Annotated in this window: 12 protein-coding genes and 2 pseudogenes; 9 read left to right on the top strand and 5 right to left on the bottom strand. The window is 35.2% G+C overall.

Translation table 11 applies throughout. From position 1 onward, the window contains the following. Window positions 1-174: 174 nt before the first annotated feature. The 6 genes from MCY_RS08530 to MCY_RS09520 all read left to right on the top strand — a co-directional run bounded on the left by MCY_RS08530 (window position 175) and on the right by MCY_RS09520 (window position 4566). Window positions 175-918 (top strand): phage antirepressor Ant, encoded by a 744-nt coding sequence (locus MCY_RS08530; protein WP_007347968.1) that lies wholly within the window; start codon window positions 175-177, stop codon window positions 916-918. 12 nt (window positions 919-930) lie between these two features. Beyond that, window positions 931-1758, top strand: coding sequence for a phage recombination protein Bet (gene bet / locus MCY_RS08525; protein ID WP_007347967.1), 828 nt, complete (start codon window positions 931-933; stop codon window positions 1756-1758). A 1-nt stretch (window position 1759) separates the two neighbouring features. Next, on the top strand, window positions 1760-2383 hold the full coding sequence (locus MCY_RS08520; RefSeq protein WP_007347966.1) for a lambda exonuclease family protein: 624 nt from the start codon (window positions 1760-1762) through the stop codon (window positions 2381-2383). Window positions 2384-2504: 121 nt separating this feature from the next. Further along, the gene (locus MCY_RS08515) at window positions 2505-2717 is read left to right on the top strand and encodes a hypothetical protein (RefSeq protein ID WP_007347611.1); all 213 of its coding nucleotides are present in this window, start codon (window positions 2505-2507) and stop codon (window positions 2715-2717) included. An 8-nt stretch (window positions 2718-2725) separates the two neighbouring features. Continuing rightward, on the top strand, window positions 2726-3769 hold the full coding sequence (locus tag MCY_RS08510; RefSeq protein ID WP_007347965.1) for a tyrosine-type recombinase/integrase: 1044 nt from the start codon (window positions 2726-2728) through the stop codon (window positions 3767-3769). A 653-nt stretch (window positions 3770-4422) separates the two neighbouring features. Beyond that, on the top strand, window positions 4423-4566 hold the full coding sequence (locus MCY_RS09520; RefSeq protein ID WP_007347964.1) for a hypothetical protein: 144 nt from the start codon (window positions 4423-4425) through the stop codon (window positions 4564-4566). Between the two features lie 840 nt (window positions 4567-5406). Here the strand turns inward: MCY_RS09520 and MCY_RS08505 are convergent. Together MCY_RS08505 and MCY_RS08500 are read right to left on the bottom strand one after the other, a co-directional pair. Further along, window positions 5407-6780, bottom strand: coding sequence for a glutamate--cysteine ligase (locus tag MCY_RS08505; RefSeq protein ID WP_007347963.1), 1374 nt, complete (start codon window positions 6778-6780; stop codon window positions 5407-5409). 68 nt (window positions 6781-6848) lie between these two features. Next, window positions 6849-7592 (bottom strand): 16S rRNA (uracil(1498)-N(3))-methyltransferase, encoded by a 744-nt coding sequence (locus MCY_RS08500; RefSeq protein ID WP_007347962.1) that lies wholly within the window; start codon window positions 7590-7592, stop codon window positions 6849-6851. 233 nt (window positions 7593-7825) lie between these two features. Between MCY_RS08500 and MCY_RS09715 the strand changes: the two genes are divergently transcribed. Next, window positions 7826-7969, top strand: coding sequence for a hypothetical protein (locus MCY_RS09715; RefSeq protein WP_007347961.1), 144 nt, complete (start codon window positions 7826-7828; stop codon window positions 7967-7969). 316 nt (window positions 7970-8285) lie between these two features. On the opposite strand, the gene MCY_RS08495 is transcribed toward MCY_RS09715, so the two are convergent. Continuing rightward, window positions 8286-10166, bottom strand: coding sequence for an AsmA family protein (locus tag MCY_RS08495; RefSeq protein WP_007347960.1), 1881 nt, complete (start codon window positions 10164-10166; stop codon window positions 8286-8288). Between the two features lie 317 nt (window positions 10167-10483). Here MCY_RS08495 and folD point away from each other — a divergent pair, with 317 nt between their 5' ends. Beyond that, window positions 10484-11383, top strand: coding sequence for a bifunctional methylenetetrahydrofolate dehydrogenase/methenyltetrahydrofolate cyclohydrolase FolD (folD, locus tag MCY_RS08490; RefSeq protein WP_007347959.1), 900 nt, complete (start codon window positions 10484-10486; stop codon window positions 11381-11383). 66 nt (window positions 11384-11449) lie between these two features. On the opposite strand, the pseudogene MCY_RS10255 reads toward folD, so the two are convergent. Then, window positions 11450-12192 (bottom strand): annotated as a pseudogene (locus tag MCY_RS10255) (phosphogluconate dehydratase); the annotation flags it as partial. A gap of 763 nt (window positions 12193-12955) precedes the next feature. Then, window positions 12956-13399, bottom strand: a pseudogene (locus MCY_RS08480) (N-acetylmuramoyl-L-alanine amidase); the annotation flags it as partial. Window positions 13400-13421: 22 nt separating this feature from the next. On the opposite strand from MCY_RS08480, the gene MCY_RS09255 reads away from it, so the two are divergent. Beyond that, a partial coding sequence (locus tag MCY_RS09255; RefSeq protein ID WP_244832539.1) for a phage antirepressor KilAC domain-containing protein occupies window positions 13422-13559 on the top strand: 138 nt, incomplete at its 3' end.

Raw genomic sequence — 13559 nt, 5'->3', positions numbered from 1 at the left:
GACGAAATCGAACAGCAGCGATATGAAGATGAAACTTACGGTACTTATGAACAGCAGCACCGTCTAACTCTTTCGGATGTCATTCCAAACTACCCATCCTATACACACTATAGAGGGCGTTTTTAAGAACGCCCCTTCTCTCATCAAGATTGGTAATTAAAAGAGATCATAAAAATGGATAATCCTATCACTATTACAAATAACACCATTAACGAAGAAAGCGTTCAAACAGTCAACGCACGTGAATTGCATGCCTTTTTAGAAGTAGGTAAAAAGTTTGCAGACTGGATTATTGAACGCATTAACAAATATGATTTTGTCGAAAACAGAGATTATATAGTTTTTCCCAATTTGGGGAAAAACCTCCAAGGTGGTCGTCCCTCTAAAGATTATGCTCTCACATTAGACATGGCAAAAGAACTTTCCATGGTAGAGCGTAATGAAAAAGGAAAACAAGCTCGTTTATACTTTATCGAATGCGAGCGACGTGCAAAGCAAGTCACAACACCGCAAATCGATTACTCAAGCCCGCAGGCAATGATTGGCTTTTTACACTACTTGCAAGGTCAAATAGATCAAAAAGACACTCTCATTAAAGAGTTAAAACCAAAAGCAATGGCTCTTGAAAGCTTGCAACGCACAGATGGGCTCTTCGGGCTGACTGAAGCGGCTAAAATTCTTGAAATGCAACCCAAAAAATTCATTCTCTTCTTACAGAAAAAAAGATGGGTGTATCGAATTACTGATGGCGCTCCTTTGCTTCCTTACCAAGACAAAATTCAAAAAGGTCTTATGGATTGCTCAACACACATCATTCAAACAACAAAGAAGCCAGAAAAAGTCATTCCTTCAGCAAAAATTACAACAAAAGGCATGGGGGTGCTGTCTCAAGAAATTAAACGACAAAACATGCATTAAAAGGAAACAAACATGACAAATTCCCCTTTAACAACAATGGCTAGCAGATATGGATTTTCTCACGAGCAATTCCGTAAAACTATTATCAAAACTTGTATCAATCATAACTTCTCTGATGAAGAATTCGCTGCTTTTATATCCGTAGCAAATACTTATGGATTAAACCCTTTAACAAAAGAAATCTATGCACTCCCTAAAAGAGGCGGCGGCATTATCCCTGTTGTCTCTATTGATGGATGGATTAAGATCATTAAATCTAATCCTCATTTCGATGGTATGACTTTTCAAGATCAAATCGATAACGATGGGAATCTGATCGCTATCAAATGCGCTATTCGTCTCAAAGGCATTAAAGACCCTATCGAAGTCACTGAATATTTAAACGAATGCAAACAAAAAACTGATACTTGGCAAAAATACCCAGCGCGTATGTTACGCCATAAAGCAACCATACAATGTGCACGATATGCTTTCGGTTTTTCCGGGATCTATGAAGAAGATGAAGCTGATCGGATCAATGAAGCAAGCCATAATACACAAGGACAATTTGTTTCTCATGCCATGCTCGAACAAATCAAAGAGTTAATCACACAAACAAAAACCAATGAAAAAAGTCTTCTCTCTTATGCAAACATAGAAAAACTAACAGATCTGTCTCATGAAAAAGCACTAGAGGTTTTAAGCCTTTTAGAAAAAAAGCAAAATATCCAAAGAGAAAAAACTCTCGAATACCTCCCTCAACAAAATCAAACAGACACACCTATACAAGAGGCCGAATATATTCATATTCAAGATATCGAATATATCCCAACTCAACAAGAGCAACAAATGGCGGTGTGAAATGGAACAAAGAACTGCACAATGGTTTCAAGCAAGGCTAGGAAAAGTCACCGCTTCAAACGTTTATAACGTCATTAGTAAAACAGCAAAGGGAACCCCTACAAGCAAATATGAAGATTACAAAATCAAACTCATAACAGAACGTTTAACGGGTCAAACAAGCCCTTATTATGAAACCGAAGATATGAGATGGGGCATTGAACATGAAGAAGATGCTCTAAAAGAATATGCATTCATTTATGATACTGAAGTCACTCAATGTGGTTTCATCCAACATCCCACAATCAAAATGGCTGGTGCTAGCCCTGATGGGCTTCTTGATAAGGACGGATTAATTGAAATCAAATGCCCAAGATCGACTACCCACATGCGTTTCTTTATCGATAATGAGATCAAACCAGAATATCATGCGCAAATGCAATTCCAAATGGCTTGTACAGAACGCAAATGGTGTGATTTCATAAGCTATGATCCACGTTTTACAAACCAAGCATCTCACTTACGCATGAAAGTCAAACGCATCTACCGTGATGAAAAACAAATCAAAGAAATTAATCAAGCCGTCGAAGCTTTTTTAGCAGAAATAGAACAAGAAATAAAACAACTCTCTAAAAAAGCTGCTTAGATCCTATGGGGGTGCTTATCCTTACCAATGCCTCCTAGCACCCCCGCCCTTCATAACAATTTTTAATCAATGCGTGATTCACGCCACAGGTGAATTGCATCTCAATGTAAGGAGAAAAGATATGGCGCCTCGTCTAGCTACCATAACACAGCCTGCCATTGCTCGGGCTTTAAGAGAAGCTAAAAAACAAGGCTGTGAACTCATAGAAATCAAACCTACTGGTGAACTGCTTATCTATCTGAAAGCAGATATCCCATTACCAAATTCAACAACACATCCTGATAAATTATGGAATTTATCGCGTGATGATTATGAATTTGATATCGTCTTATAGGTGATACCATGCCAAAACCACGCCCTCCTCATCTTGTGAAACAAATGACCAAAAGTGGCAAAATTGTATGGTATGTACGTATCGGTCATGGAAAACGTATTAGAATACGCGGAACTTATGGTACGCAAGAGTTTGTTGATAACTACAAAAGTGCCCTTGCCGAATTACAAGGGTTAATACTCCCTAAATCCAAAACCGGTAAACTGGTTGAAGGATCATTTGCATGGCTGCTTAAACAATACTTTAACAGCTCCAATTGGCATAGCCTTTCTAAAACTACGAAAAAGCAAAGAGAATACATCCTTATGAAGATATGCGATTCCGTAGGAGATATCCCATACCAAGCAATTAATAAGAAACATATCATAGCCGGTGTTGAACGGCGTAAAGAAACGCCAGCAATGGCTAGAGAATTTCTGAAAGTACTTAATGGGCTTTTTAATTGGGCAATTGACCAAGGTCTTTTGGAAAATAATCCCACTTTAGGCGTTAAAAGACCTCCTCTAAAAAATAAAGGGGGCTTTCCTGTCTGGACAGAAGAAGATGTCGAAAAATATTATAAAAGATGGCCTCATGGTACCCATGAACGTGTTTGGATTGATGTTCTTCTTTACACGGGGTTGCGCCGTGGTGATGCGATTCGTATTGGTTGGAAAGATGTGAAAGATAATATCATTCATCTCAAAACAGAAAAGAGCCAATTTAAAACAGATGTTTTTCTACCCATTTTGCCTGAATTAGCAGAAACCCTTAAAATTGGTCCCATAGGTGATGAAACATTCATTTGTAATAAACACGGGAAAAAAATACCCAAAGAAAGCTTCGGGCTTACATTTTATAATGCTTGTACCCAAGCAGGTATCAAAAAAACAGCCCATGGCTTAAGAAAATTAGCAGCAACACGTGCTGCTAACTCAGGGGCAACAGTATCACAATTGAAAGCACTCTTTGGCTGGACAAATGATGCCATGGCATCTCTGTATACAAAGAGCGCAGATCGTAAAAAACTCGCTCTTGAAGCCATAAAAAAGCTTCAAAAAGATGGGGGATAGAGCCAAAAAAACGCAATAGAATCAGGACTCATCAATTCCCCCATATTAGACATAACTATTTCATTTTACTTGCTGTTTAAATCCATTATTTGAATGACGTAATCATTCTCTCCTGTGATTTGAAGCAATAAGGTCTTTCCTTAACAACAATACATAAACTTACTAACCAATTCCATAGGTTGCTGTTATAAACACTCTAATGATGTCATATGTCAGTATTCTCTGAGATACATTTTTTTGTCATTTTTATTTTTTTTGTTATCATGTACATCTTTAAAAATCACTAAAATTTACAACTTTAAAGTTCTTGAAGGATATAATTCAGATTTAAATACAATAAATACAAAAATGAAATGACACCATCAAATATAATTGGGAATAAAACATTCAACGATAAATCATATATCTTGGTATAATCTGTGTAAATCCATTAAATAATGACTTAAAGTTTTCTTTTTTATTAATCTAACAGATAATATAATTTTGACGTCATAAGACATCATCATATATTTATTGTATTATGGGGATGTTTTTTTAATTTATTACGAGATGATTACAATGAAGAAATGTCGTGGATAATGTTACCGAATATGATAACTCATCTACGATATACTTATTATTGGAGAGAAACAGAGTTCATTTGAGCTTATAATATGTCGATAGACTCTGGCAACCCAATAATTCATTATGCAAAAAAGTTTCTTAATTCTTCCAGCGGAAACGGTAGTAGCCCACAAACACAAATTATGACTCTAGCAATCGCTGTAGACAACAACCGTGATCCAACTGCTAAATAAATACCTCAGTTCTGTAGAAACCTAAAAGTGATATACAATACGATGAAACCTACAAAGACATTATACCAATCTAATGAGAGCGATCTTCTTTAAGGAACATTCTAAAGCGTATTTCAAGATAACTGCGAAATTATTCATGGTATAAATTTATGGGAATAAGAATTGTTACAAGCAACCGTCAATATAAATCTATCTTATATATCGATTTATATTGATTGCTTTTTATCAAAAAAATGATTTTTAGCAACTTTAAGACCGTATAGCTATTATTAACTAGACCTAATTATTGCTATAAAGCATATGTGATATTTCTTATAGAATTAGAAATATCAATCTTAATTTCTATAAGAGCCCACTTGAAAACGTTTTTTTTCAAAATGTATACAAATATTCTGCCAAATACTTATGTTATTGATAGCATCTATAACTTTTATTTTGAAAATTATTTAACCAAAAATAATTGCTGTTTCTCTATACATCATAGGTTTGATATATAATGAATTACACACCTAGATGCAAAACTTCTCTCACTCTTGAATAATGAATACAACAATCTACATTTTGTGTATTTTATTTCAATAATAGAATAACTTACACTTATAAAAAACAAATAATTATAAATTCAAAAAGAACAATGGTAATCTTGTGTTTACAAACTTTATTTTATTGATCTTATCCAATGTAACGATAAGAGTATCTCATGTGCTTTACCTTATATCTTTCATAGACAATATCAAGAGATGAGGAATTAAATCATACAACATATCTCTCAAATAATTTATGAATAAATAGCGCAATGGATCCACTTTTAGAAATGCAATGTTGTTCTTTCTTTAAAATTTAATAAGCACATTCTAAAAAGATAGGCTCCACGGTACCACTCCAAATAGAATGATAAAGAGATAAAAATTTATCAGCATCTGTTTTTCCCATTGCGATGATCTCTTCTAAAGGAGCAAGGAAACGTGTCTCATCAAGACCATTCTCATTATACTGTCTGCGATTTTTTAAACCTTTGCGTGCAATAGCAACAGCCTGACGCGCTATTTCTAAAATGACAGTCTGACGAAAAGGTGTCCTTAATCCTTCTTTAGGAACACGTTCGCGCATATCCAAAACTTCTTCAAAACACCAATCTTTTGTCATAGCCTCTGCCTCATTAAGCGCTTCACTATCATAAAGAAGCCCAACCCAAAAAGCTGACAACGCACAAATACGCTTCCACGAACCGCAATCAGCTCCTCTCATTTCTAAAAATCTTTTTAAGCGGACTTCAGGAAATAATGTTGATAAATGATTAATCCAATCTCCCATATTTGGAATTGAATTTGCAATCTGTCCTCTTAATGCTCCATTCATAAACTGGCGAAACGTTATATGTGTACAATCATAATAATGACCTTCACGCACAACAAAATACATTGGAACATCAAGGGCCCATTCAACGTAATCAGCAAAACCAAAACGCTCAGAAAATACAAAGGGAAGAACGCCTGTCCTCTGATTATCTGTATCACGCCATATTTCAGAACGCCAAGATAAAAAACCATTTGGATGTCCTTCCGTAAAAGGTGAGCTGGCAAATAATGCAGTCGCAATAGATTGCAACTTCATGGATACTTGCATTTTTCGCCGCATATCACTTTCAGATGAAAAATCAAGATTAACTTGAATTGTTGATGTGCGATACATCATATTAAGACCATTATGCCCCACTTTCGGCATATAATTGGTCATAATCTGATAACGTGACTTAGGCATTCGCGGAGTTTCAACCAAAGTCCACTTTGGACTAGCACCAAGACCTAAAAAACCAATACCCAATGGTTCTGAAATTTTCTTTAGAAGAGTTAAATGTTCCATTAACTCGCGATAAGTATGACCTACTGTTTTTAATGGCGCACCAGATAATTCAAATTGTCCCCCAGGTTCCAAAGAAATAGCCCCTTGATTAACTGATCCTACAAGCCCAATAATATTTCCTTCATCTAAAATAGGTTTCCATCCTAAAGCGCTTTGCATTCCCTCTAAAAGCGCTCGGATTCCCCTTTTACCTTCATAAGGAACTGGAAGAAAACCATGCCTATAAAACGGAAATTTTTCATGTTCTGTACCAATACGCCAATCATCTTTTGCTTTATACCCCCCTTGGAAATAGCTAACCAAAGAATCTAAGTTATAAATTTCACTTTCATCCGTTATATCAAGCGCCATAACTTATCGTATCCTATCATTGGTATCATCATCTTAAATAAATTGTTTAGAATGATTTTATAAGCTTCTTAATCCATGAACCAATCCCCCACTGTAGCATTAAGAAGAGCTAAAGCAGCAACAGCCGCAGTGTCAGCGCGTAAAATACGAGGACCTAATGATATTGAAATCACAAAAGGATATTTTTTTAAAAAGCTTCGCTCTTCTTCGCTAAACCCACCTTCTGGTCCAATGAGAACACCAGGCATTGTAACTTTATCCTTCTTAAAAGAATGTAATGGATTATGCGATGTATGTTCTTCATCACAAAAGAATAAAGGTTGTGTCTCATCCCAGCGTGCTAAAAGCTCTGATAATGATAGAGCAGATACGCATTTAGGAAGAGATAAAATGCCACACTGTTCAGAAGCTTCAATAACATTGGCTTCCATACGCGCCATATTGATACGCGAAACCTGCGTATGATGCGTTATAACGGGCTGCAAAATCGATACCCCCATTTCAACAGCTTTCTGCACCATATAATCCAACCGCGCGTTTTTGAGTGGAGCAAAGCAATAAATAAGATTGGAATGAGTCGTTTGTAATCTTTCTTGATGGATAAGCTGAACAATAACAAATTTTTTCTTAACAACGATAAGTTTAGCAAGCCACTCCCCATCCTGTCCATTAAAAAGTAAAATTTCCGCTCCTTCTTTCATCCGCAAAACATGCACAAGATAAAAAGCTTGTGCTCCCTCTATCTTTATTTCTTCATTCAAAGCTAATGTCTGTCGGATAAATAATCTTTTAAGTTTATAATTTATGCGCATAAAAACCTTGCCAAATCTCATTATCGTTATCGAGAAAATGAAGAAAAATATATAACAAAAAGAAAAAATTATATCTATAGAACTATAATATATTAAAGGATTATAGAATTTTTTAGCTTTATGAGATGATAAGAGGAACTTATAGAACCTTAAGTGATTCTGCTTTCATAAAGTTTAAATAAGACACCTTTCATCTTTGTATTCAGTCATTGATGCATCAATGGAGAAAAAATATGTCTGCTAAAAAAGCTGCAATTATTACAATCACAACCCTTTTAGCTTTTATTTTAATTACAGTGGGAATTGGTTCTGTTGGAGCAGATGGACAGCATACAATTCCCAAAGATGGCTATGGCATTTCTTCTGAGATTCAATAAGCACTGACACATGCCTTTAAAAATTTAGTGTAACAAAATATTTTTAGAAGCTTTCTAATATTTTCACAAATATTATGGATATCTTGTATTCTAAAGATTCCATAAGAGGTTCCTTATTCTGCTCTTCAATCATTTATCTACACACCAACCACACTTATGATATAGAAGATGATTTTTATTGCTTCATCACAAATAGATTTAGAATGAGAGAATCTTAGGGTATTGCAATCTCTTATTTAAATTTTAAAAAGCTTTAAATTGCAAGTATGCGAATTGTCACTATAAAATAGTATGTTATACAGATTAAAAACAATGTTCAATCTACATCAATATCTTTTGTAATCAAAAAATTACCCTGATTTTGTCCTTCAGATTTCAGAGAAAATGTGAAAGGCCATGCAAGGCTGTTAGCAAGACATTGAACATCTTTACATAAAGTTTTTGATCTATTATTTTTGCGTAATTGGGCCTGTAGCATCAATTCGTTTTGCTTTTCTTGAGAAATAAAAGTTGTAACGACTCCCTGAATAGACAAACTCAAATCTGCTGTACGCATCAATGATTCTGTTACTTTCATCATGCCTTCTGAAAAGCTTGTCTGAATATCCCAGCGATCAAAAGTTGTTGAGAGAGAATCACTGTTCGTTAAAAGAAACTGTTGTTTGTTTGAAAGTTTTGTTTGCAATTCATTCAAATCGTATCCTAATAGCCGCCCAGAAGACATCTTCAGCGTTAATTCACCCTGCATTTTTGTAAAAACTTCCATCCAAGAATCAGCGAGGGTTTTTATCGTTGCGGTAAAGTCTGTTTTGCTTTGTATAAATGGAATAAATCCTAAAACCTCTAAAGTAGCCTGCGTATTAATAGAAGCACCTGAAATATTGCCTCTAATACGCACTTTTTGTCCAATTGGTGTAACTTCAATATTACTTTGAATGGTTCCACCAAAAATATTCGCATGCCCAAGATCAAAAATACCATGCCCATTTCTTATTTGTATCGCAGCAGCTAAATTTGTGAGTGAAATATTCCCTATTTTAGCTTGTGGCGCAGAAAGTCGTATATCCACCCCAATACGATCAAAAATTGCCCTATCAAAGAATGAGTTTTTCTTTTTACTTAAAGAAAATATTGAGCCCAAGAAGTGAAGATCTAGGCTATCAAATGCTAAAGAGCCCATAACATTTGGTACATAATCTTGAAAATCAAATTCTAAAGCTCCCCGGGCATTGGTTTGCCCCATCGTAAATGCAACATTGTTCATTCGGATATGCATTGGTTTCGCTAAAAAATGAGCTTCCCATACAATGGGTATTTTTAATTTATGTCCCCAAAACTGGTCTCCACCAATCCAAGACAATGTCTGATTCCATCCTGGAGAACGCATTGATACCTTTCCATCAAAAATATAATATTCAGATAACCGAGCCTGTCCTGTAAAAGTTATTCCCCCACGTACAGAATTGAGGCTTGCCTTAACCTGACTTTTGCCTCCTGCAAGAAGCAGCAATACTTGAGAAGCGTCAATTGATAACTTTGTAAACTCTCCGCGCCAACGAGCATCAGCACGCAACCGTACTTCTTGAGTTGATTCTGCCCAATCTAAAGTCGCATTTAATCCTGTGATTTTTTCTGCTACTCCTGAAAAATTATCGTGATACACAAGGACACCATTTTCAATGACAATCCGTCCAAAAGGTTGTTTTAAAAGGTGCTCTAGCTCTGGATTTTCAGGATTATGTTTTAATACTTCACGTGCATTACGTATCGCCAATCCTAATGCACCTTGTGAGCGAGAAAACTTATCAAAAAAATCTGCTATGGTTTTAACAGGCTTTTCCATAATAAATTGAGGACGCACAATTCGTGTTTCTGAAAAGGAAACATGTCCCCAAAGAAGATCGACTAAAGAAAGATCAACTTCTATTGATTCAGCATCCATTAATGGCGTAATATCGTCTATTTTTGGTGTTAAAGTGACGCCGGAGAGAAATGCTTTAGGATAAGGAAAAAGATGTAACTGTGGTGGATCACGCAATTGCACGTTATAACCTGTCCATGCACTCAAATCCTGTGATAAACGAATACGAATCGCGTCTGTAGAAACGAGATAAGGTAAAATGAGAATCCCCACTCCAAATAAAAAGATAATTGTAATAAAAATTCCGCTCAAAAATTTTATTATTCCGATGCGCACAATATCCCTCTATACTTATCCCCCTATAACATATTAAATACAAACTTAAATGATCGTTAAGAGGCTTTTTATAACCTTATAATTCATCATAGCTGTTTTGTATCTTCATTATTTCTGTTTTTTATCTAAAGTTTATTCAAACAGCAATGTTGTTGATTCTTTATAAAGCAATTATTTAAAAGTCTTTTAAAACTATAAATCTACAACATTATCAAACCATTCTTAATGTTCTCATATGAATATTGCTATAAAGCCCTATCCTATTCTTAGAAAATGCTTTACAAAAAAACAAACAGCCTGACCGAAAGGATCTCTTAATGAACAATATTATTAACGGAAAAAAACTTGCTGAAGAAATTATTGTGAAAGTTAAGGCTGAAACAACAAAACTCCGCAATAACTATAATATACAACCTAGTATCGCTGTTATTATCGTTGGAGATGATCCTGCAAGTCAAGTATATGTCGCCTCAAAAAATAAAAAAGCCGAAGAATGTGGATTTCTTTCAATTAAACATGTTGTTTCCAAAGAAACGCAAGAAAAAGAACTCCTTCAACTTATTGCAACATTAAACTCTGACCCCAAAATTCATGGTATTTTGGTACAACTGCCTCTCCCTACCCATATGAATACAAGCCGCGTAACACAAGCCATCGCTTTCCAAAAAGATGTTGATGGTTTTCATTATATCAATGTAGGAAAACTCGCGGCAAACGCACTTGAAAATGCTATTATTCCCTGTACACCAGCTGGTGCCATGATAATGATTGAACAACAATGTGGACGAGATTTATCTGGACTTGATGCTGTCGTTGTTGGACGCTCTAATATTGTTGGAAAACCTATGGCTGCCCTTTTAACGGCAGCGAATGCTACTGTAACAATTGCCCATAGTCGTACCCGAGACCTTGATGATGTGTGTCGAAGCGCTGATATTCTTGTAGCAGCTGTAGGCCGCCCACAAATGATTAAAAAAGACTGGGTAAAAAATGGCGCAATTGTTATTGATGTTGGTATGAACCGCATTGCTGCACCAGAAAAAGGTGTCGGAAAAACATGTCTTGTTGGTGATGTCGACTTTGAAAACGTAAAAGAAAAAGCCGCTGCGATCACTCCAGTCCCAGGAGGTGTTGGGCCAATGACAATTGCCATGCTTATGGTTAATACACTCAAAGCCGCCATGCGATCACATAATCTTCCTGTACCAAAACTCTAAGAATTGTAATAATTTATTGGATATGGTTTCATTAGACATGGTGCACCTTATTTATTTTTGTATTCCTCATGTCATAAATACAGATGACTCTTGATCTGCACGGTTAACGGATTGACGAAAAACGTGAAAAAGTTCGCGTCCAACACCATGTTTGTTTTTTGAAAGATCAGAAAGCATGATTGCTTGCACATTAAATTTTGCTAAATCCTCCAAAAGAATCAATTTACTCTTATGCACACCAAGGATAACAATGTCGCCATTCTGCAAACGTGCAATGGGACCATTATCCAAAGCTTCTGGTATCACATGGATGGCAGCAGGAATTTTTCCTGATGCCCCTGACATACGATCACCCTTTATCAATGCTATCTTTTGACCGCGATCTTGTAAAACTCCTAAAATGATCGTTAATTTATAAAGCTCTGGCATACCATTTGCTTTTGATTCTTGATAACGAATGACAGCGATAAAATCTTTATCATGCAATGTTCTAGATCTAAAAAAATTTTTGTAGTTCTTCTTAATCAATAAAAACAAGAACAGAATCTTTAAAATGCCAATACTCTGGTTTAACAGATGAAACTTTTATAATAGCTGTTTCTAAATTTCTCGATAAAACACGAATACCACCATCAGACTGAAATGGTTTTCTCCATCCTGCTAACACCTTATCATTACCACTTTCCTTAAGAACTGCTTCACACACCAAATAACCATCAGAAGAAAAGCTTCGCTTCAATTACATAAACATTGAGATCTTTACCAAAAACCACAGAAACATCTTTATATACTAACCATTGATTTATAATGATATTTCACTGTTTTTCATATTGAATGAGAATCCTGAATATCGTAAGATTCTCTTATTTCAAATCTGTTTAATCAATCAAAACCATTCGCTTACACATTACAAGCGAGATGAATGTGTGGATCAAATCTGTATAAGAAAGGATTTTAAAATGGCTCCTATGAAGCGTCTTACTCATGTATATCACAAGCAAGACTGACGTATGCATAAAAATAAGTAAAGCAAAGAAACACCTTTATAAATCGTTTCAAGAGACAAAGGCTATAACAACATTAAGAGGAAAGAAAATAGTGTGACGGTGCTAGACACTTTTTACTAAACATAAGAAATGATGATGAACAATAGACTACACACTTCACAGAGAATTTTATATTCTGAAACGCCATTTAAAATATGTGTTGTGATCCACACTGAAAAAAATCTTTTAAACAAGCGCATAAATATACAATATAAAGATATTTTGTTTGAAACATTCTATCTTACGTAAGAATCATGTCCTGAAATATCTTCAACATATTGATTTTAAATATTTTTCATGCTTTTAAAGAGAGTAGAATGTAAGACAAAAAAACAGCAAAACTTATCTCAGCAAACCATAGATTTTTTTGTAAAAGTATGTTTTTCCATTGAAAGACCCTATATCGTACATAGGATTTTTTACACCATAAATGCTTTTTTTACATGAATCCAATCAGCAAAAAACTTTTTCTTAAGAACAAAAGTACTCACATGGAATGATAACATGCCTTTAAAACGAATTGAGTTTATGGAAAATATTTATCAATCAATATATAAAGAATCGCTGCTATTTCAACATCTAGAATCCCATTATAATTTTCTTGACGAAAATGAAGTTGAAATGCTCGAATCAAATCTTTGTATCCAGTTTCAATACATACAGATGAAATGTCATATCCATAACATTTCAACTTAGATAAAACTTTCTTTTGGGACGGAAAATTCTTAGAGAATTGCTCTTGATAATGATTTTTGGGTTCATCATCATACCATGCCCCTATCCCCGCCATATAAAGTTCTTTCCATGGAAAAGCTGCTTCTGGATCGCTTTTTCTTCCAATGGCAATGTCACTATGCCCCACAATATAAGTTGGCATAATATCAGGATATCGTTGAAAGATATTCAATGTCAGTTCTTTAACGGCATCAATTTGTATTGGATTATAAGGAGGAAAGATAAGCTCCTCATTGAGAGAGTTAAAACCAAAAGCAATGGCTTTGGAAAGCTTACAACGTACAGATGGGCTCTTCGGGTTGACTGAAGCGGCTAAAATTCTCGAAATGCAACCAAGACAGTTCATTCTCTTCTTACAGAAAAAAAGATGGGTGTATCGACGAACTTTCGGGGCG

This window comes from Bartonella rattimassiliensis 15908 (assembly GCF_000278215.1).
Lineage (GTDB): Bacteria > Pseudomonadota > Alphaproteobacteria > Rhizobiales > Rhizobiaceae > Bartonella > Bartonella rattimassiliensis.
Note: the sequence above shows the minus strand (reverse complement) of the source record. Positions and strands in the feature narration are given on the sequence as shown.